Source organism: Dechloromonas denitrificans (assembly GCF_020510685.1).
GTDB lineage: Bacteria > Pseudomonadota > Gammaproteobacteria > Burkholderiales > Rhodocyclaceae > Azonexus > Azonexus denitrificans_A.
Genome location: NZ_CP075185.1, coordinates 1815029 through 1834742, shown reverse-complemented (window position 1 = coordinate 1834742; position 19714 = coordinate 1815029). Strand labels below are relative to the sequence as shown.

Here is a 19714-nt window from a genome sequence, read left to right as displayed (position 1 = left end):
GTAAACACAACAAATTTTTAAATCGATTTACTATAGTTCAATGGGCCGCCGGTAAACGGCGCAAAACCGGTTCCAAAAATTACGCCAGCATCGGCCAGTTCGGCATCGCCAACGACACCGTCGGCCACCAGGCGCCGGGTACGCTTGATCAGCGGCGAAACCAGGCGCTCGGCCAATCCGGCCGGCACACTGCCCGGCTGGCCCTTGACCGCCTTGCCGGCATTCCAGACATAGAAGCCATTACCGGTTTTCTTGCCCAACTGCTTTGCCTCGACCCGCTGCACCAGGCAGCGCGGTGCCTGGACGCCACCGGCCAGTTGTTGCCCGGCAGCCAGCGCAATATCCAGCCCGACCGTATCGACCAGTTCGATCGGCCCCATCGGCATGCCGAAGGCAAGCATCGCGGCATCGATGGTTTCCGGCGCGACGCCCTCATCCACCGCCTGCATCGCTTCCAGCATGTAAGGGGCCAGCACGGCATTGACCAGAAAGCCCGGCGTGCTGCGGACCGGCAAGGGCAGCTTGTCGATCTGCCGGACGAAGGCGCAGGCCGCCTGCACGGCGGCCGGGTCGGCTCCGTCGGCGGCAACGACCTCGACTAACGGCATCATCGCCACCGGGTTGAAGAAGTGGATGCCGACCAGGCGTTCCGGTTGCTGCAACACCGTCCGCAAGTCTTCCAGCTTCAGGCTCGAAGTATTGGTGGCGAGCACCGCCCCCGGTTTCAGCCGCGGCTCCAGCGCCTTGAACAGCGCATGCTTGGCCTCGACATTCTCGAAAATCGCCTCGATCACCACATCGGCATGGGCGACACCATCGCCGTTGACGTCGGGAATCAGCCGGTCGAAGGCGGCCCGTGCCTTGAGCGGGTCGCGCAGGCGGCGCGTGAATAGCTTGTTGGCCCGCTGCAAGGCAGGCCCCATGCGTTCGAGGCTCTGATCCTGCAGCGTTACGGTCATGCCGCGCAGGGCGCACCAGGCAGCAATGTCGCCGCCCATGACACCGGCTCCGATGACATGGACCCGCCCGGCCTTGAAGGGAGATTCCTTGCCGAATGCTTTCAGCCTTTCCTGCAGGAAGAACACCCGGACCAGATTGCGTGCCGTCGGCGAACTGATGATGCGGTCGATAATGGCCGGCGCGGCCAGCGCATTGCCATTATGTTTCTGCCAGATCTCGATGATGGCGTAAGGCGCCGGGTAATGTTCCGGCCGTGCCTTCTTTGCCACCTGCTTGCGGGCGCCGCTGGCGACGATGGCCTTGAGCGGCCCGTTGAGCAGGCGCTGCAGCGTCGGCAGTGGGCGCCGGGGCTGGCCGGAAAGCAGCAGTTGCCGCGCCGCCGGCTCCATAACCCGGGGCGGCACGCATTCATCGGCCAGGCCCATGCGCTTGGCTCGTTTGGCGTCGATGCTCTTGCCGGTCAGCATCATGTCGAGCGCAGCGGCCGGACCAACCCGTTGCGGCAGGCGCAGCATGCCGCCCCAGCCCGGGAAGATGCCGAGCATGACTTCCGGCAGGCCCATTTTGGTCGCCGGTTCGTCAACCGCCAGCAGGTAGCGGCAGGCCAGCGCCAGTTCGAGGCCGCCGCCCAGGCAATGGCCGCGGATGATGGCCAATGTCGGGTAGTCGACCGCAGCCAGACGGTTGAACAGCTGCCAGCCCCGCTCGACCAGCGCCCGCCCCTTTTCCGGTGTATCGAGTTGGGTGAATTCCTCGATGTCGGCCCCGGCGATGAAGCCGGCTGCCTTGCCGGAGCGGAAGATCAACCCTTTCGGCGGCTGCCTGTCGAAACCATCGAGGATCTGGGCCAGTTCCGCCATCACGGCAACCGACAGCGAATTGGCCGACTCGCCGGCCTTGTCCAGGGTGACGGTGGCGAGACCGTCGGCATCGCGCTCGACCCGCCAGTGTTGAAGATTGAGATTCATCATGTGCTTTCTTTAATGCGGACGATGGCCAGTTGCAGCGAAGGCCAGCGACAGCGCGCCCGGCCCGACGTTGACCGCGGCCGTCTTGCTCATCGGAGAAACGAGAATTTGGACGCCCTGCTCCGCCGCGGCCCGGGTCAGCCGGGCATAACCGGGCAGATTGGCCACCAAGCCCGGCGCTCCGCCGTAGCTGATGCAGATATGCGGCGCATCGAGTCCATCATCGATGCGCTTGACCGCCTTGTTGAACAGTTGCTCGACGCCGGCTTCGAAGCCGCGCACCTTGTCGACCGTGGTCGTCTGGTCGCAATGGCAATGCAGGATCGGTTTGACATCCAGCCACGAACCGAGCGTGTAGGAACCCCAGCTGAGGCTGGTATCGCCTTTCTTAGAGGCCCGCTTGTAGATATGAAACAGGTCGGCCGGCACCAGGTAGGTGTGGGTCTGATCGATCAGATGGCGCAAGCGGGCGCCAATTTCGCTCGGCGAACCGCCGGCCCGGATCAGGCGCACGGCTTCGGCCACCGGTACGGCCTGGCCGGTAAACAGGTTGCGCGTCGACAGCACGGCCAGCCCGAAACGCTCCGGCACGCCAGCGGCGCGGCGAATGGCCTTGTACTGGGTGAGGATGGCGCGCGACGCCTGCATCGCATGATTGAAAATCGGGCTGCGCGTGCTGGTGATGGTCAGACAGAAGACATAGTCGAAATCGAGGACCAGCCGTTCGAGGAAAAGCTGTTCGATCTGCTGCACCGAATACGGAATCGACTCGGCGAAATCCTCGCCTTTCCGGTCCAGATGCCGGGCGTAGAAGGCCTGGGTTTCCTCGGGATCGCGCCGATCCTCGATCAGCAGGTCGCCGATGCGCAGCGTGATCGGCATGACCAGCACGCCGTTGGCGGCGAGAAAATCCCTCGGCAAATCGCAAGCCGAATCAACCACAATACCGATCCGCATGCTCAGCTTCCGGCTTCGACCAGCATGGCGCCGCCCAGGCCGCCACCGATACAGATGGTCGCGATGCCCCGCCTGGCCTTTTGCCGGCGCAGGACATGCAGCAGATGCAGCACGATGCGCGCCCCGGAGGCGCCGACCGGATGGCCGATGGCCACCGCCCCACCATCGACATTCAGCTTGTTCTCGTCGATGGCGCCGAGTGCCGCCGGCAGACCAAGCTGCTCACGACAGTACTCGTCGGATTGCCAGGCAGCCTGGCAGCCCATGACCTGGGCGGCGAAGGCCTCGTTCAGTTCCCAGGCGTCGATATCGTTCAGTCCCAGGCCGTGGCGCTGCAGGATGGGCGTCGAGGCATGCACCGGGCCGAGGCCCATCTGCGCAGGATCGAGGCCGGACCACTGGCTATCGACGATTTTGCCGAGCGGCTTGAGATTCCATTTTTTCACTGCTTCTTCCGAAGCGAGGATCAGCCAGGCGGCACCATCGGTAATCTGCGAACTGTTGGCCGCCGTGATGTTGCCGTATTTCTTGTCGAAGAAGGGTTTCAGCTTGGCCATGCCGGCCATGCTGGCATCGGCCCGCACGCCGTCGTCCTCGGCGTAAACCTTGCCGTTGCCATCAACCAGCGGCACGATCTCGCCAAAATACCCGGCCGTACGAGCGGCCAGCGAGCGCTGGTGGCTACGCACGGCGAACGCGTCCATCTGTTGCCGATCGATGCCGAACTTCCAGGCGATGTTTTCCGCCGTCTGGCCCATCAGCAGGCCAACCACCGGGTCGGTCAAACCTTTCATCAGTCCGATGACCGGGCTGAGCAAGGCCGCCGGTTTCAGCTTGAGGAAATGACCGAGCTTCTGGCCGGCCGTCCGCATCGACATCATGCCGGCGAACCAGCGCACCATCGTGTCGGAGTACAGCAGCGGCGCTCGCGACAGGGCATCGACGCCGCCGGCCAGCACCAGTTCGGAGCGACCGCACTGAATATTGGCGATGGCCGAATCGAGCGCCTGCATGCCGGAAGCGCAGTTGCGCATCACCGTCCAGCCCGGCACTTTCTCGCCACAGCCAAGACGCAGCGCCACCATGCGGCCGATATTGGTTTCGTCTGGCGACGGCGCAGCGCAACCGAGAATGACCTCGTCGAGATCGCTCGGCAGAAAAGGCTGACGCAGCAGCAGCGCCCGCCCGGCCTGGGTGGCGAGGTCGGATGCCGCGAACGGCCCCGGCCCTTTCTGCGCCTTCAAGAACGGCGTACGGGCGCCGTCAACCACATAGATTGTTTTCATCAGGCCACCATGCGGCACTCGGCCGGCTTGTTGGCGGTAGCCACGTTGTAGTCGAAGGGAAAATCGTCGACATGTACGACGATGTCGCGCAGGTGATTGCGCCGCTTCATCAGCTCGAACTCGGCGGCATTGATCACCCCGGCCTCGAAGGCAACGATGGCAATGTCGCGGACATTGGCCAGCGGGTTGTTATCGAAGCGGCCGTCCTTCTCGGCGACACGGATCTTCGCCTCAACGGCCTCGGCCGCCAGCGTCGCCTTCAATGCCAGTTCGATGGCACCGATCGGTTCGTTCTCGATCAGCGGCAGGAAACATTCGGCGGTCAGCCGATCGCGGGTGGCGGACGGCGCAATCAACAGCTTGGCTACCTGGTGCCCAACTTCATCGGCCGGCACGACATACGGATGACCCCACGGGAAGATCGAACGCTGCAGGAAGGCGGCGATGAAACGGACCGGGAAGTTGGCGATGACGCCATCGAAGGCTTCCTGTGCCTTGTACATGGCATCCCAGATCGCCCAGTGGGCGAGCGGCGCATCGGCTGCCTTGCGCCCTTCGGCTTCGTAGCGTTTCAGTGTGCAGGAGATCAGATACATCTGCGACAGGATGTCGCCGAGCCGGGCCGACAACTTTTCCCGACGCTTGACGCTGCCGCCGAGCACCAGCAGCGAAATGTCGGCCATGAAAGCAAAGGCCGCCGAAAAACGCGTCAGTTGCTGGTAGTAGCGCTTCATTTCCGGCGCCGTATCGACGTTGACCACAGCAAAGTGCGAACCGGTCATGCCCAGCCATAGCGCGCGGAAACCGTTCTTGATGGTGAAGCCGATATGGCCGAACAACGCCTTGTCGAAATCGACCAGGCCCCGCTTTTGATCCGGGTTCTGCGCTGCCTGCATTTCCGGCAGCAGGAACGGATGACAGCGGATGGCCCCCTGCCCGAAGATGATCAGCGAGCGGGTCAGGATATTGGCGCCTTCGACGGTGATGCCGATCGGCACCTGCTGATAGGCGCGGCCGAGGAAGTTGGAGGGGCCAAGGCAGATGCCCTTGCCGCCGATCACGTCCATGCCGTCATTGACCACCTGGCGAGCCCGTTCGGTGACGTGGTACTTGGCGATAGCGGAAACCACCGACGGCTTCTCGCCGAGATCGACGGCGCCGGCCGTCATCGTGCGCACGGCATCCATCATGTAGGTGTAAGCACCGATCCGGGTCAGCGCCTCCTCGACGCCCTCAAACTTGCCGACGGCCATCTTGAACTGCGAACGGACGCGGGCATAACCGCCAACGGCGCGCGCCGTCATCTGCGCCATGCCGGTATTGGACGACGGCAGCGAAATCGAACGGCCGGCCGCCAGGCACTCCATCAACATCCGCCAGCCGTGGCCAGCTTTTTCCGGGCCGCCGATGATGAAATCGAGCGGCATGAAAACTTCGTTGCCGCGCGTCGGGCCATTCATGAACATCGCATTGAGCGGAAAATGGCGACGCCCGGTATCGACCCCCGGATGATCGTAGGGCACCAGCGCACAGGTAATGCCGATATGCTTCTTGTTGCCAAGCAAGCCATCCGGGTCATACAAGTGGAAAGCCAGGCCGAACACGGTACACACCGGGGCCAGCGTGATGTAGCGCTTATCCCAGGAAACGCGCATACCGAGGACTTCCTTGCCCTGCCAGAGTCCCTTGCAGACGACGCCGCTATCGGGAATCGACGCGGCATCCGAACCGGCCCACGGACTGGTCAATGCGAAAGCCGGTACTTCGATGCCCTTGGCCAGCCGCGGCAGGTAGTGCTGCTTCTGCTCCTCGGTGCCGTAGTGCAGCAGCAACTCGGCCGGGCCGAGCGAGTTGGGCACCATCACCGATACCGACAACGCCGAGGAACGGGTCGACAGCTTGGTCACCACCTGCGAATGGGCGTAGGCCGAGAATTCCAGGCCACCATACTTCTTCGGAATGATCATCCCGAGGAAGCCCTTGTCCTTGATGTAGCGCCAGGCCTCGTTCGGCAGGTCGTACAGCTCGTGCGTCACCTTCCAGTCATCAACCAGACGGCAGGCCTCTTCGCACTCATTGTCCATGAACGACTGCTCTTCCGCCGTCAGCTTCGGCTGCGGGTAGGCATGCAGCTTCTGCCAGTCCGGCTGGCCGCGGAACAGCTCGCCTTCCCACCAGACGGTTCCGGCCTCCAGCGCATCGCGTTCGGTATCCGACATCTGCGGCAGCACCTTGCGATAGGTGGAAAAAATGGGCCGGGTGATCAGGCTTCGGCGCAATGGCCGAATCAGGATCAGCCCGGCCAAAGCCACCAGGGCGACTAACCCAAGCAGAGGGATGAGGCTGTTGAACATGTTGTTTGTCTCCTTTTATATTTTTGGTTCTGGTCGTTTATTTGCTGTCGATCCTAGGACCCAGGCTTTGCTTCCATGGCCGAAGCATCTGAAAACTGCGGCAGCGGCGCGCGCAAACCACCGAGCAGGAAGGACATCAGGCGCGGCACCAGGCGATCCAGGCGATCGGTGGAGTCCTCTTCCTCGATTTGCCAGTCGGTGACCAGGCGCAGCGCATCGGTTCCGGCAATGGCGTAGGAAGTGGCACCGAGCATGAAGTGAAAACGCCAGACGATTTCCGCTTTGGGCACGTCGGGCAGCGCCTTGAACAGCGCCTCCTTGTAGCGGTCCACCACCACGGCATACTCATGCGCCATGAAGGTACGAATGAACTCGGAAGGATCGGTCAGCGTGCGGCCGAGCAGGCGCAGAAAGGTCATGCCGCCCCGTTTGTCGTCGTCCGCCATGCGCAGCAGCGTGCCGAAAAAGCCGTCAACGATCTGCGAAGGTTTCAGGGACTTGCCGGCCGCTTCATGCTCAAGTGCATTAAGGACGCGCATCCGTTCCTCGTTCAGCCAATCGAGCCGACGGCGGAACACCTCCTGCATCAGCGATTCCTTGGAGCCGAAGTGGTAATTCACTGCCGCCAGATTGACCCCGGCCTCGCTGGTGATCTGACGCATCGACGTGCCGTCGTAACCATGCACCATGAAGAGTTGCTCAGCCGCATCGAGAATGCGCTCGCGGGTATCGACAGTTCGGACTTCAGCCATTAAAGGTTCCTATAATTCATACGTTCGTTTGAATCATAGGAAAAACGCCTGATCAACGCAAGCGTTTTCTCGCGATTAGTGGTTGAGCTGTCGAATGAAGGTCATCACCTCGTCAGCCGGTACCGGCCGACTGAACAGAAAACCCTGCATCAGATCGCAGCCCCGGCCGCGCAGGTAATCGCGCTGCTGCTCGGTCTCGACGCCTTCGGCGACGATCTTCAGGCCAAGATTGTGGGCCAGTCCGATGGTCGCATCGCAGATCACCTCGCCATCGGCACTCTGTCCGATTTCTTCGACAAACGAGCGGTCGAGCTTGAGGTAATCGATCGGAAATTGCCGCAGGTAACTAAGCGAAGAATATCCGGTACCAAAATCGTCAATCGCGATGCTGGTGCCCATATCGTGCAGCATATCGAGAATGCGGATGGTTTCGGCCGGTTGGTGCATCGCCACCGACTCGGTAATTTCAAAAGCCAGCTCCGAAGCATCCAGCCCGAAAGCCTCGATTGCCCCCTTGGCAAGAATGGGCAGATTGCCATTACGCATCTGGATGGCCGAAATATTCACACCCATCTTGATGCCATAAATGCCGGCCGCCCGGAAGTCCGCCAGTTGTTTGCAGGCAGCCCAGAAAACCCATTCGCCGAGCGGCTGGATCAGCCCGGTCTCTTCGGCGATGGCGATGAACTTACCCGGTAAGAGCAACCCCTTTTCCGGATGCTGCCAGCGCACCAGCGCCTCGACGCCGGCCACCCGGCCGCTGCCGATCTCGATGACTGGCTGGAAATGCAGGCGAAACTCATCGCGCGACAAGGCCTGGCGCAGACTATGCTCGATCTTCAAGCGCTCCAGCGCAGCATCGTTCATCTTCGGATCGAAGAACTGGAAATTGTTCCGCCCCACCGATTTGGCGTGATACATCGCGGCGTCGGCATTCTTCATCAGGATTTCGCCATCATCTCCATCCATCGGAAAAATGGCGATGCCGATACTCGGCGTACTGTAAAGATCGTGCCCCTCGATCGAATAGGGATCGGCAATATTCAACACCACTTTTTCCGCAACCATGGCCACCGAATTAGTGTGATCGACACCGGCCAGCATGATCACGAACTCATCGCCGCCGAGGCGGGCCACGACATCACTGTCCCGCACGCTGTCACGGAGACGCCCGGCAACCTCGATCAGCAACTTATCGCCAAGGTGATGCCCCAGCGTATCGTTGATCACCTTGAAGCGATCAAGATCGATAAACAGCAGCGCTACCCGCGAACCATCCCGCCGGGCGGCCGCCAAGGCCTGGTCGAGCCGACCATTGAGACTAAAACGATTAAGCAGACCGGTCAGCGCATCGTGATGCGCCATATGGTGCAATTTTGCTTCGGCCGCACGCTCCGACGAGACATCGGTAAAGTGGGCAACGTGATAGCGGATCTTCCCCGCATCGTCGCGAATGACCGATATCGACATCCATTTCGGATAAGTGGCGCCATCCTTGCGCCGATCCCATATTTCGCCCTGCCAGAATCCCCCGGTATTGATGGTCTGCCACATCGCTTCGAAATCTTGCTGCGTCGACCGCCCTGCCGAGAGAAAGCGGGGATTGCGGCCGACGACATCCTCCAGCGTGTAGCCGGTCAATCGGGTGAAAGCGGGGTTGACCGTTACGATATTGTTGTCCGTATCGGTAATCAGGATCGCCTCGCCGCTGAATTGAAAGGCGCTGACCAGCAGCTGCATCTGCGCCTCCATCTGATGCTGACTGGTCACATCCTGCGCAGTGCCGATCAAACGGAGCGGTGCGCCATCCTTGCCATACTCCGTCTCGCAACACTCCTGAACATACTTGATCCGGCCATCGGGCATTAACAGCCGGTGCTTGAAGGAGACCGGGTGATGTTCGCGCACTGAGTTGTTCAGCGCGACGTCGGCCTGGTCGCGCTCATCCGGATGGACTTTGGCGAGGAAGTCGTCATACGGCGTTCCGCCAGCTTTCGCCTCGATTTCAAAAATCCGGAAAAGCTCGTCGGAACAAGTTATCACCCTGGACGCAAGATCAAGCTCCCAACTTCCCACCTGGGCGATTCGCTGCGCCGCTTTCAACTGATCCTGATGACGGCGTAACGCTTCTGCCGCAAGCAACTCCCGCTTCTGGGCGCGAAACAGCCAGACCAGCACGACACCCAGACAAAAGAACAACGCCAGCCCGATGCCGCCAACGTAATAGGAACGCTGTCGCCAGGTCGCCATCACATCGGCCTCGGACAGACCGGCCAGCACGTAAAACGGATAGCTATCGAGAACACTGTAGGCATAAATGCGCTGCACGCCATCAGATTGCGCGGCAAACACCAGCACGCCCTTTCGCTCGCCGCTCAATATATGCTGCATGACCGGATGCGAAGGATCGAGCACCCGGTTGATTTCAGATGGAACTGGCGGCAGGCGAACAACTAGGGCATGGTTATCGGCGCGCCGAATAGCCAAGGCCCCGGCCGCGCCGGAATGGATCATCTGGAACAGCCGCTCAAAATAACTCAACTCGATGGCGATGCTGACGACACCGAGAAAACGCCCATCCGACGCACGGATCGGCTGGGAAGCCACCATTGTTGGCCGCCCGGTAATACGCGAGGTGATAACTTCGGAAAAAACCACCCCGGCGCTTTTGTTGTCGCGCGCCTCAATGAAATACAAACGGTCCGCCAGATTGACCTTGCTCCCGCCACCGGCGAGATAAAGGACATTGCCGTGGGCATCGATCACCCGAAAACCGGCGACCTCGGGAAACGCCAACCGGTGTCGCTCGAGCACCGCTTCGACACGGTCGCGAAAGATCGGCACAGCGTCCTTGGCGAGCGACTCGGGAGGGATGCTTTGAATCAGCTTGCCGAGATCGCCATCAACCCGGCGCAACGTCGCTTCGAGACGGGATTCAAGCAAGGCGGCCTGATTGGTGGCAAGTCCTTGCGCCTCGCTCCAAGTCTCTTTGTACCCCGACCAGAGCACGTAGCCGAGCAGCAAAAAGCCCCCCAGGGCCAACGAAAACAAAGCGACCCACAACTGCCGCCCAACGGGTACGATTTTTTCTGGCGCTTGCCGCATGTTCGCCATTTGATCTGGAGTTATCACTGCGAGTATGGGCGAGCAGACATCGAATTGAAATTGAAAGCGTTCAAAGGACGGGGATTTTTCGGCGCATATTCGATGAATCGACAAAGAACATCCTGCCCCGTCTTTCTTTCGCGAAAACTTTTACAAGTTTCGTTAATGACATCCCACTCATCCAGCGGGATATCGTCGGGAAACAAGGTATCGCCAGCAAACGGCATTTCGATGCGCGTCAGGTAGAAGCGATGGCAATACGGCCAGGCGGCGGCATAAACGGACGCGCCACCAATGACGAAAACCGGCTTTCCGGTAGCAACAGCCAAGCGCAATCCCTCCTCAACGGAATCGACGCGCTGGCAGCCCTTCCGCACAACCAGACCTGCTTGGCGGCTGACGATGAACGAATCCTCCGGCACCACATCCATCGATTCATACGTTGCCCGACCAATGACCAGCGCAGCTCCCGCCACCTTATGTTCGAAGTAAGCGAGTTCTTCCGGAATATCCCAAGGCAGCCAGCCGGCAAGCCCGAGCATGCCGTTACTTGCCACGGCGCCAATTGCCGCGATCAACGGTGCGTCTTGGCCCATTGCTCGCGCGTCATCGAAAGTGAAATCGCCGGCGTACCCTGACCGTTGTACACATGAGGTTTGTGCATGGAAATGAATGCCGACGTCACGATGGGCATGGCGAAAATGGCATCCATCACTTCCAGAATGCTCGACTCCAGACACTCGCAATGGTCGTTCTGCTCCAGCCGGCGAATGGCCAGAAAAATAACCTCGTAATCGACAACCTGCCGAATGTCGTGCGGATCGCTCACCGCATCGATTGGCGCCCACGCGTCGGCATGCACGACAACCGCCTGCGCCCCATGTTTTTCCAGCGGATTGCAACCCGTCCGCAATTGTATGGTGGCATCGACCGACGCGCACCAATGATTGGCTAACACAAACAAACTCCTTTTCAGCCAGGTCAATTCGACATGCCGGCAAGATACCAGAGCCCGGCGCGGCTCGCTGGCCAAAAAGAAGGGCGCTTGCGCGCCCTTTTTGCACTTCCGACCACCTCAAGGAGTCAGGCCGTCACATTGACCAAGGTTCCCGTCTGCTGCCCCAAGTCATTAATCACCGGCGCAACCGACTCGGCAACCGGCTGTACAACCTTCTGCGCCGCGAGTGCCACGCCAATCTGCTCACGCAAGCCACTCAACTGGGTTTGTATCTTCCCCAATGCCGCCTGCGCCGCCAAACCAAGCTTCGCGCTATTGGCCTCACTCTGCGCCTGCCCTGACTGGACTTCGAGCGAACGCGCAGTTTCCTGTGCCTGATCCGCCGCTGACTGGGCTTCGCGCGCCCTCATCTGAAGTGAACGCGCCCGTTGATCAGCCTGATCGGCACTCCGCTGCGCCTGCTGTTGCTGGATTTGTAACCAAATCCCGCTCCCTGCAGATTGGACACCAGAGGTTGAAGTAACCGGCATCTCGCCTCCCATTGGCAGTGTACGACACCGCCAACAAACACTCAGGCAGTTACGTTAATCAACGTACCGGTACGCTGCCCTTGAACATTCGTCACCGGCTGTGGCGCCACTTCCTGTTGCGCTGCTTTCTCCTCAGCCCGCGACTGGCGCTCTTCAGCTTGCTGCATCTGCTGCGCTTGTTGGGCCTGACTCGCTTGACTACTGGGAGTAGCAGTGTAGGCACTTACATTGGAAGTCACTGATTGGATTGCCATTACAACCTCCTGAATAAGACGATTTCCTGATTTGACTTTACACCATACAGGAAAATATTCCAGCGGTAATTGCCGCAAACCGGCCACCGACAAGGCTCCCCGACCATCGCTACGCATCGTCGCGAAGTCGAAAAACCTGACCAAGCCTTACCTTTACCCCTTAAAAGCAAAAAGCCCGGAATTATCCGGGCCTTAGGCTATCGTTGGGTCGCTGGCGGAGACGGAGGGATTCGAACCCTCGATGCAGGTTTTGCCCGCATGCTCCCTTAGCAGGGGAGTGCCTTCGACCTCTCGGCCACGTCTCCGGATCCAGACTTCAACGAGGCGCGGATGATATAGCCTTCGCGCCCTTTGGTCAAACTTACTGATCGAGCTCGAAAGTGCGATGCAGCACGCGCACAGCCAACTCCAGATATTTTTCGTCAAGTACGACGGAAATTTTGATCTCGGAAGTCGAGATCATCTGGATGTTGATGCCTTCATCGGCCAGCGCCTTGAACATCTTGCTGGCGACGCCCGGGTGGGAACGCATGCCGACGCCAACCGCGGAGACCTTGCAGATCTTGTTGTCGCCCCTCACCTCGCGGGCCCCCAGCTTGAGCTTGACGGTCTCGAGGATCGCCTTGGCCTTGGCAAATTCGCCGCGGTTCACCGTGAAGGAGAAATCCGTGGTGCCGTCGCTACCGATGTTCTGGATGATCATGTCGACGTCGATATTGGCATCGGCAATGGCACCCAGGATCTGGTAGGCGATGCCCGGGGTGTCCGGAACACCCAGCATGGTCAGCTTGGCTTCGTCGCGATTGAAGGCGATACCGGAGATGATCGGTTGTTCCATGTTCTTGTCTTCCTCAACAGTGATCAGCGTACCTTCCCCTTCGTCCTGGAAGCTGGAAAGAACGCGCAGTTTGACCTTGTACTTGCCGGCGAATTCGACCGAGCGGATCTGCAGCACCTTGGAGCCGAGGCTGGCCATTTCCAGCATTTCCTCGAAGGTGATGGTATCGAGCTTTTTGGCCTCGGAAACGACGCGCGGATCGGTCGTATAGACGCCATCGACATCGGTGTAGATCTGGCACTCGTCGGCCTTCAGCGCTGCAGCGAGCGCGACGCCGGAGGTATCGGAACCGCCACGGCCGAGCGTCGTGATATTACCGTCGGCATCGACCCCCTGGAAGCCAGCGACAACGACCACGTTACCGGCATCGAGATCGCGGCGCATGTTGCCTTCGTCGATCGACAGGATGCGCGCCTTGGTGAAGGTACTGTCGGTCAGCACTTTGACCTGGCCGCCGGTATAGCTCTTCGCCTTGACACCGATTTCCTGGAGCGCCATGGCCAGCAGACCGATGGTGACCTGTTCGCCGGTGGACATGATCATGTCCAGCTCGCGCGGATCGGGGTTGGCCTGAATTTCCTTGGCCAGGGCAATCAGTTTGTTGGTTTCGCCGCTCATCGCCGAGAGAACCACTACTACCTGATGGCCTTGGGCCTGGAACTTGGCAACCCGTTTGGCGACATTCTTGATGCGCTCGGGATTGGCGACCGAGGTGCCACCGTATTTTTGAACAATCAACGCCATGGATTCATCCGGTTAAACGTTGGAAACATGAAAAAGAGGGCGGGATTTTACCCCACCCTCGTCGTTTTCTGACGAGAATCAGCGCTTAAAGATCGGCCAGTGCCCGCAGATGCGCGCCGACGCTGCGCGCCAGCGAGGTCATCACGTAGCCGCCTTCGAGCATCGAGACGATGCGCTTTTGGCACAACTCGGCCGCCAGCTTTTTCATATGCTCGGTGCACCAGGCGAAGTCCTTTTCGAGCAACTTCAGGCCACCCATGTCGTCTTCATAGTGACCGTCAAAGCCGGCCGAGATGAAGATCATCTGCGGCTTGAACTCCTTGAGACGCGGCGTCCATACCTGCAGCACGGCATCGCGGAACTCCTCGCCGCCGCAACCGGCAGCCAGCGGCACATTGCACATGTTGGCAGCCTGCTTGTCGGCGCCGCTGTACGGATAAAAAGGGTGCTGGAAGATGCTGCACATCAGCACCTGCTCGTCGCCGGCAAAAACGTCTTCAGTCCCATTGCCGTGGTGCACATCGAAGTCGATGATCGCCACGCGTTCCAGACCATGCACCTTGAGCGCATGACGAGCGGCGACACCAATATTGTTGAAGAAGCAGAAACCCATCGGATTCGCCTTTTCAGCGTGATGACCAGGCGGGCGAACGGCACAGAAGGCATTTTCGCATTCGCCGCTCATTACCAGATCGACCGCCATGCAACCGGCGCCGGCCGCCCGCAACGCGGCTTGCCAGGTATGGGGATTCATCGCCGTGTCCGGGTCGAGATGGACCACGCCATGCTCCGGCGAAGCACGTTTGATGCGCTCGAGGTGCGATGCGGGATGAACCCGCAGCAGTTGCTCGAAGGTCGCAAGCGGTGCATCGTGATAGACAAAATAGGCATCGATCCCTTGGGCAATCAGGTGATCGTTGATGGCGGTAAGACGTTGCGGGGACTCGGGGTGATGCGAACCCATGTCATGTAACTGACAGTCTCTATGGGTGATGAAGGCAGTGGTTGTCACTTGTTCTCTCTCTGCGAACCGGCGCCCTGAGCGACGCACGTCGAATTGGCATTATCGTCCCATTCGCCGCGCAGCTTCAAGCATTAGAATTGGCCCCAATTGTTATCGAGGAAATCCCGCATGTTTGGCAATGCAGCAGCACTTCTCTCCGGCCGGCCTCGCCCATTCGACGCCGTCCTGACGCGGGCTGGCGAGATCATTCTCGGCAAGGAAAATGAAATCCGACTGGCCTTGACCTGCCTGCTGGCCGGCGGGCATTTATTGATCGAAGACCTGCCCGGCATGGGCAAGACGACACTGGCCCACGCCCTCGCCCGCTTGCTCGGCCTGCAATTCTCACGCATCCAGTTCACCAGCGACCTGCTGCCGGCCGATATCACCGGCGTATCGATATTCGACCGCGACAAAAGCGCCTTTCGTTTCCTGCCCGGCCCGGTCTTTGCCCAACTGGTCCTGGCCGACGAAATCAACCGCGCCACACCGAAAACCCAAAGCGCGCTACTCGAAGCGATGGAAGAAGGCCAGGTCACGGCCGAGGGCCAGACACGCGCCCTGCCGCGCCCGTTCTTCGTCATCGCGACGCAGAACCCGGCCCACCAGATCGGCACCTTTCCGCTACCGGAATCGCAGCTCGACCGCTTTCTGATGCGCATCGAACTCGGCTACCCGGACCGCGCGGCCGAACGCGCCCTGCTCGCCGCCGGCAGCCAGCGGGCGCAGGCCGAGCATTTAGCGCCCTGCTTCCAGGCCGACGATCTGCCCGCCGTGCAGAAGGAGATTGCCGCCGTTCATACGGCCGGGCCGCTGATCGATTACGTACAGAACCTGATCGAAGCGACCCGGAACAATCCGAATTTCCAGCACGGCCTGTCGCCCCGCGCCGGCCTGGCCCTGCTCGCCGCCGCCCGCGCCTGGGCCTGGCTGGCCGGACGCGACATGGTTCTGCCGGATGACGTACAGGCGGTATTGCCGGCGGTCGCCCGCCACCGACTGCGCTCGGCACAAGGCAGCGGCTTCGCCAGTCTAGAAGACATCGCCACGTTGATGCGCAGCGTTGCCATTCCCTGATCCGCACGTGGGTATCGTCGCCAGGCTCAAGCAGCAACTGTTCCGCTGGCAAAGCGACGGCACGGCCCCGTTACGTCTGGGCCAGCGGCGCATATTCATCATCCCGACGCGCGGCGGGCTGCTTTTTGCGCTGGCGCTGCTCGTCATGCTTCTCGGGGCGATCAACTACACATTGGCGCTCGGCCATGCCCTGGTTTTTCTGCTTGGCGGCCTGGGCATCATCGGCATGGTCCATACCTTTCGCAACCTCCATGCCCTACTGATCAGCCCCGGGCGTTGCGAGCCGGTTTTTTGCGGTGAAACGGCGCACTTCCAGATAACCCTCAGCAACGACCGTTCGACACCGCGCCTCGCCCTGGAGCTGGAAGCCGAACCCGGCCAAGCGGTGATTGTTGCGGTCAATGCGCAGGACAGCACAAAAATCGGCATCCCGCTCAACACCCGCCGGCGCGGCTGGCTCGAACTGCCGCGAGTCCGCCTGGCGACGCGCTACCCGCTGGGCCTTTTCGTCGCCTGGTGCTATCTGCAACCGGCCATGCGTTGCCTGGTCTACCCGGCGCCGCTGGCGAGCCCTTTGCCCCCGCCCTCGCCGACACCGGCTGGCGGCGAGCGCAGCGGTGACGGCGGTCAGGAAGATTTCGCCGGATTCCGCGAACGCCAGCCGGCCGACTCGCCCCGCCACGTAGCCTGGAAAGCCAGCGCCCGCGATGCCGGCGAGCGACCGTTGCTGGTCAAGCAGTTCGCAGGGGGTGGCCAGGTCGAACTGCAGTTGGATTGGGTGCTGACCGACCCGGCACAGCCCGTCGAAATCCGCCTGTCGCAGCTGACCGGCTGGGTCTGCGCGGCCGAAGCCGAGGGCTGCGGTTACAACCTGCGCCTGCCCGGGCTGGAAATTCCGCCGGGTTGCGGTGTGGCTCATCGCCGGCGCTGTCTTGAAGCCCTCGCCCTGTGGCAGCCATGAGCACACCCGCCCGTGAAGCGCTTGACCACACGGCAGTGCCCTGGCTTTTCGCGGCGGCACTGGCGACCATTGCGCCGCACTTCGTACATCAGCCACTCTGGCTCTCCATCCTGACCGGCGTGATGCTTTGTTGGGGTGTCTGGTTGTGGTGGCGCGATCAGCGCCTGCCCGGTCGCTGGCTGTTGGTACTGCTGGTGATCGCTGGCTGCACCGGCATATTCATCGAATTCCGCACCCTGTTCGGGCGCGATGCCGGCGTCGCCATGCTGGTCATGTTCATGGCCATGAAGTTGCTCGAACTGAAGCGGCGGCGCGACGGCATCGTCGCCGTGACGCTCGGCTACTTTTTGCTGCTGACTCATTATCTCTATTCGCAAAGCATTCCGACCGGGCTATGGCTGCTGACCGCGATGTGGATCGTTACCGCCGCGCTGATCCGCCTGCACGGCGGGCCGGCCAGCTTTTTACGCGCAACCTTGAGTTATGCCGTGCTACTCATTGCCCAGGCGTTGCCGTTCATGCTCGTTCTCTACCTGCTCTTCCCGCGTGTCTCCGGCCCGCTCTGGGGCTTGCCGCAGGATGCCCACGCCGGCAAGACCGGCCTGTCCGACAGCATGTCGCCGGGCAGCGTCGCCCAGCTCGCACAGAGTAGCGAAATAGCTTTCCGCGTCCGCTTCGACGGCGAAATACCGGCCAAGGACAAACTCTACTGGCGCGGTCCGGTAATGGAAAATTTCGACGGCACGACCTGGCGCCCTTTCGCCGGACGTTACCAGACCGCACGCCTGCAAATCATCGCGTCGCCAATCGGCTACGAAACCACGCTGGAAGCCCACAACCAGCGCTGGTTACTGGCCCTTGACGCGCCCGCCAGCCTGCCGTCGGAAACGGTCCTGAACGGGGTACTGACCGCAGCAAGTCGCCAGCCACTGACCAGCCGCCAGCGCTACCGCCTTTCGGCCAGCCTCGACTATCGCTTCAACACGGTCGAAGATCCCGCCGTATTGCAGCGTAGTTTGGCGCTGCCAGCCGGCCGCAATGAGCAAGCACGCCAATTGGCAAAAAGCTGGCGGGAGCGTGAAGCATCGCCGGAAGCCGTCATCCGGAAAGCACTCAGCCTGTTCAGCAGCGAATTTTTCTACACGCTGCAGCCCCCGCTGCTTGGCGAGAACAGCGTCGACGAATTCCTGTTCCAGAGCAAGCGCGGCTTTTGCGAGCACTATGCCGCCGCCTTCGTCGTACTGATGCGCAGCGCCGGCATACCGGCCCGCGTCGTCGGCGGCTATCAGGGTGGTGAGCGTAATCCGGTGGACGGCTACCTGGTGGTGCGCCAGTCCGATGCACACGCCTGGGCCGAAGTCTGGTTGGAAGGGCGCGGCTGGGTACGCGTCGACCCAACGGCGGCGGTCTCACCGGCCCGGATCGAAACCGGCATCGCTGACGCACTGCCGACCGGTGAACCGTTGCCGGCTCTGATCCAGGTCCGCACGGCATGGCTGCGCACGCTGCGCCACCGCTGGGAAGCCATCAACAACGCCTGGAACCAGCAGGTGCTTGGTTACGACCCGCAACGCCAGCGCGAACTGCTGTCCCGCCTCGGCCTGCCGGATACCGACTGGCGCAGCCTGGCGATCACACTCGGGCTGGTCAGCAGCCTGCTGCTCGCCACCCTCACGGCCTGGACGCTTTACCAGAAACCGCATCACGACCCGGCCAGCCGACTTTGGCATAAAGCCTTGCGACATCTGCAGCGCCGACAGGTAAACTGCGCGCCTTGGGAAACGCCGCTGGCCCTGGCTCGTCGAATTCAAGACGAGCATCCGGATCTGGCCGAACCGTTGATGCGCGTTGTCGAGGCCTACCTGCTGGCCCGCTACGGAAGCAGCCCCAACGATCTGAAAACCTTGCGCGAAGCCATCGCGCGACTGCCCTGACGGAGATGAACTTGAAGCACACCCTTGGCGCCCTGCTGCTCGCCGCCCTTGCCGGACTGACCGGTGCCGCGCCCAACACCGACGATTTCGCCAGCGATCCGGCGGTCATCGCTTTTGCCCGTGATCTCGAACAACGCCATGCCTTCAATGCCGACCAATTGTTGTCCCAGTTTGCCCAAGCCCGACCGAATGCCAAGGTGCTGCAACTGATCGCGCCACCGGTATCGCCGCAGCAACGCTCGTGGGAGCGCTACCGCCCGCGCTTTCTCAATGACCGGCGAATCGATGGCGGTGTCCGCTTCTGGCAGGAGAATGAGCTGACTCTGGCGCGCGCCCGGGCACTTTATGGTGTTCCGGAGGAAATCATCGTCGCCATCATCGGCGTCGAAACCGAATATGGTCGCAACACCGGCGGTTTCCGTGTCCTCGAAGCCTTGGCCACGCTCGCTTTCCACTATCCGCGGCGAGCCGAATTTTTCCGTACCGAACTGGAGCAATTTCTGCTGCTGGCCCGCGAGAACAATCTCGAGCCACTCAGCGTCAAAGGCTCGTTCGCTGGTGCCATCGGCATTCCGCAGTTCATGCCGGGTAGTCAGCGACGCTACGCAGTGGATTTTGATGGCGACAATCGCGTCGATCTCGCCGGCAGCACCAATGATGCGATCGGCAGCGTCGCCCACTTTCTCGAACAACATGGCTGGCAGGCCGGCCAACCGATCGCCGTTGCCGCCCGCAGCGCCGGAGAGCCGGAGCGCAGCCTGCTCGAAGCCGGCCTCCAGCCGAGCCTGAAAGTTGCTGACCTGATCGAGAAGGGCATCTTTGCCGCAGTCGATCCGAGCAGCACGGTCGCCTTGATCGACCTTGTCTCGCCGGGCCGGGAAACGGAATACTGGCTCGGCTTCGACAACTTCTATGTGATCACCCGCTACAACCGTTCGAGCTTCTATGCGATGTCGGTTTTCCAGCTGGCGGAACAGATCCGCAGCCGCATGCCGGCTCCCGGGGGAACGTCCTACGGAGCGCGGTAGACATC

General features: G+C 61.2%; 16 protein-coding genes and 1 tRNA gene. 4 read left to right on the top strand and 13 right to left on the bottom strand.

Annotated features, from left to right (window positions below; all coding sequences use genetic code 11):
* Window positions 1-17: 17 nt before the first annotated feature.
* The 13 genes from KI611_RS08890 to KI611_RS08830 form a co-directional block, all read right to left on the bottom strand.
* On the bottom strand, window positions 18-1928 hold the full coding sequence (locus KI611_RS08890; protein ID WP_226419459.1) for a 3-hydroxyacyl-CoA dehydrogenase NAD-binding domain-containing protein: 1911 nt from the start codon (window positions 1926-1928) through the stop codon (window positions 18-20).
* A 12-nt stretch (window positions 1929-1940) separates the two neighbouring features.
* The gene (locus tag KI611_RS08885; RefSeq protein ID WP_226419458.1) at window positions 1941-2885 is read right to left on the bottom strand and encodes a DegV family protein; all 945 of its coding nucleotides are present in this window, start codon (window positions 2883-2885) and stop codon (window positions 1941-1943) included.
* 2 nt (window positions 2886-2887) lie between these two features.
* Window positions 2888-4171, bottom strand: coding sequence for an acetyl-CoA C-acetyltransferase (locus KI611_RS08880; protein ID WP_413463940.1), 1284 nt, complete (start codon window positions 4169-4171; stop codon window positions 2888-2890).
* Window positions 4171-6525 carry an acyl-CoA dehydrogenase gene (locus tag KI611_RS08875; RefSeq protein ID WP_226419457.1) on the bottom strand — a complete coding sequence of 785 codons (2355 nt, stop codon included), beginning with the start codon at window positions 6523-6525 and terminating at the stop codon, window positions 4171-4173. The genes KI611_RS08880 and KI611_RS08875 overlap by 1 nt, the downstream gene beginning before the upstream one ends.
* Window positions 6526-6578: 53 nt before the next feature.
* On the bottom strand, window positions 6579-7277 hold the full coding sequence (locus KI611_RS08870) for a TetR/AcrR family transcriptional regulator (protein ID WP_226419456.1): 699 nt from the start codon (window positions 7275-7277) through the stop codon (window positions 6579-6581).
* A 75-nt stretch (window positions 7278-7352) separates the two neighbouring features.
* The gene (locus KI611_RS08865) at window positions 7353-10301 is read right to left on the bottom strand and encodes an EAL domain-containing protein (RefSeq protein WP_226419455.1); all 2949 of its coding nucleotides are present in this window, start codon (window positions 10299-10301) and stop codon (window positions 7353-7355) included.
* 104 nt (window positions 10302-10405) lie between these two features.
* Window positions 10406-10978: a dihydrofolate reductase gene (locus tag KI611_RS08860; protein ID WP_226419454.1), complete on the bottom strand. Its 573-nt coding sequence runs from the start codon at window positions 10976-10978 to the stop codon at window positions 10406-10408.
* The gene (locus KI611_RS08855) at window positions 10957-11340 is read right to left on the bottom strand and encodes a dihydroneopterin aldolase (protein WP_226419453.1); all 384 of its coding nucleotides are present in this window, start codon (window positions 11338-11340) and stop codon (window positions 10957-10959) included. Before KI611_RS08855 ends, KI611_RS08860 begins: the two co-directional genes overlap by 22 nt.
* Before the next feature lie 125 nt (window positions 11341-11465).
* Entirely contained in the window at window positions 11466-11870 is a 405-nt protein-coding gene (locus tag KI611_RS08850; RefSeq protein ID WP_226419452.1) for a hypothetical protein, read from the bottom strand.
* 41 nt (window positions 11871-11911) lie between these two features.
* Window positions 11912-12268 (bottom strand): hypothetical protein, encoded by a 357-nt coding sequence (locus tag KI611_RS08845; RefSeq protein ID WP_226419451.1) that lies wholly within the window; start codon window positions 12266-12268, stop codon window positions 11912-11914.
* Window positions 12269-12336: 68 nt separating this feature from the next.
* Window positions 12337-12429, bottom strand: a tRNA-Ser gene (locus KI611_RS08840).
* Window positions 12430-12485: 56 nt separating this feature from the next.
* Window positions 12486-13706 (bottom strand): aspartate kinase, encoded by a 1221-nt coding sequence (locus tag KI611_RS08835; RefSeq protein WP_226419450.1) that lies wholly within the window; start codon window positions 13704-13706, stop codon window positions 12486-12488.
* 85 nt (window positions 13707-13791) lie between these two features.
* Complete coding sequence (locus KI611_RS08830) at window positions 13792-14718, bottom strand: histone deacetylase family protein (RefSeq protein WP_226419449.1); 927 nt, start codon at window positions 14716-14718, stop codon at window positions 13792-13794.
* A gap of 120 nt (window positions 14719-14838) precedes the next feature.
* Between KI611_RS08830 and KI611_RS08825 the strand changes: the two genes are divergently transcribed.
* From KI611_RS08825 to mltB, 4 genes are read left to right on the top strand one after another with little or no spacing between them, the layout of a single operon-like run.
* Window positions 14839-15786: an AAA family ATPase gene (locus KI611_RS08825; protein ID WP_226419448.1), complete on the top strand. Its 948-nt coding sequence runs from the start codon at window positions 14839-14841 to the stop codon at window positions 15784-15786.
* A gap of 7 nt (window positions 15787-15793) precedes the next feature.
* Window positions 15794-16747 (top strand): DUF58 domain-containing protein, encoded by a 954-nt coding sequence (locus tag KI611_RS08820; protein WP_226419447.1) that lies wholly within the window; start codon window positions 15794-15796, stop codon window positions 16745-16747.
* Complete coding sequence (locus tag KI611_RS08815; protein ID WP_226419446.1) at window positions 16744-18681, top strand: DUF3488 and DUF4129 domain-containing transglutaminase family protein; 1938 nt, start codon at window positions 16744-16746, stop codon at window positions 18679-18681. The genes KI611_RS08820 and KI611_RS08815 overlap by 4 nt, the downstream gene beginning before the upstream one ends.
* Before the next feature lie 5 nt (window positions 18682-18686).
* On the top strand, window positions 18687-19709 hold the full coding sequence (gene mltB / locus KI611_RS08810) for a lytic murein transglycosylase B (protein WP_226419445.1): 1023 nt from the start codon (window positions 18687-18689) through the stop codon (window positions 19707-19709).
* Window positions 19710-19714 lie beyond the last annotated feature (5 nt).

What these genes read in the sequence shown, in the direction of transcription:
- KI611_RS08890 (WP_226419459.1), bottom strand. Translation starts at nt 1,928, where the DNA reads ATGAATCTCAATCTTCAACACTGGCGGGTCGAGCGCGATGCCGACGGT.
- KI611_RS08885 (WP_226419458.1), bottom strand. Translation starts at nt 2,885, where the DNA reads ATGCGGATCGGTATTGTGGTTGATTCGGCTTGCGATTTGCCGAGGGAT.
- KI611_RS08880 (WP_413463940.1), bottom strand. Translation starts at nt 4,171, where the DNA reads ATGAAAACAATCTATGTGGTTGACGGCGCCCGTACGCCGTTCTTGAAG.
- KI611_RS08875 (WP_226419457.1), bottom strand. Translation starts at nt 6,525, where the DNA reads ATGTTCAACAGCCTCATCCCTCTGCTTGGGTTAGTCGCCCTGGTGGCT.
- KI611_RS08870 (WP_226419456.1), bottom strand. Translation starts at nt 7,277, where the DNA reads ATGGCTGAAGTCCGAACTGTCGATACCCGCGAGCGCATTCTCGATGCG.
- KI611_RS08860 (WP_226419454.1), bottom strand. Translation starts at nt 10,978, where the DNA reads ATGGGCCAAGACGCACCGTTGATCGCGGCAATTGGCGCCGTGGCAAGT.
- KI611_RS08850 (WP_226419452.1), bottom strand. Translation starts at nt 11,870, where the DNA reads ATGCCGGTTACTTCAACCTCTGGTGTCCAATCTGCAGGGAGCGGGATT.
- KI611_RS08835 (WP_226419450.1), bottom strand. Translation starts at nt 13,706, where the DNA reads ATGGCGTTGATTGTTCAAAAATACGGTGGCACCTCGGTCGCCAATCCC.
- KI611_RS08825 (WP_226419448.1), top strand. Translation starts at nt 14,839, where the DNA reads ATGTTTGGCAATGCAGCAGCACTTCTCTCCGGCCGGCCTCGCCCATTC.
- KI611_RS08815 (WP_226419446.1), top strand. Translation starts at nt 16,744, where the DNA reads ATGAGCACACCCGCCCGTGAAGCGCTTGACCACACGGCAGTGCCCTGG.
- mltB (WP_226419445.1), top strand. Translation starts at nt 18,687, where the DNA reads ATGAACTTGAAGCACACCCTTGGCGCCCTGCTGCTCGCCGCCCTTGCC.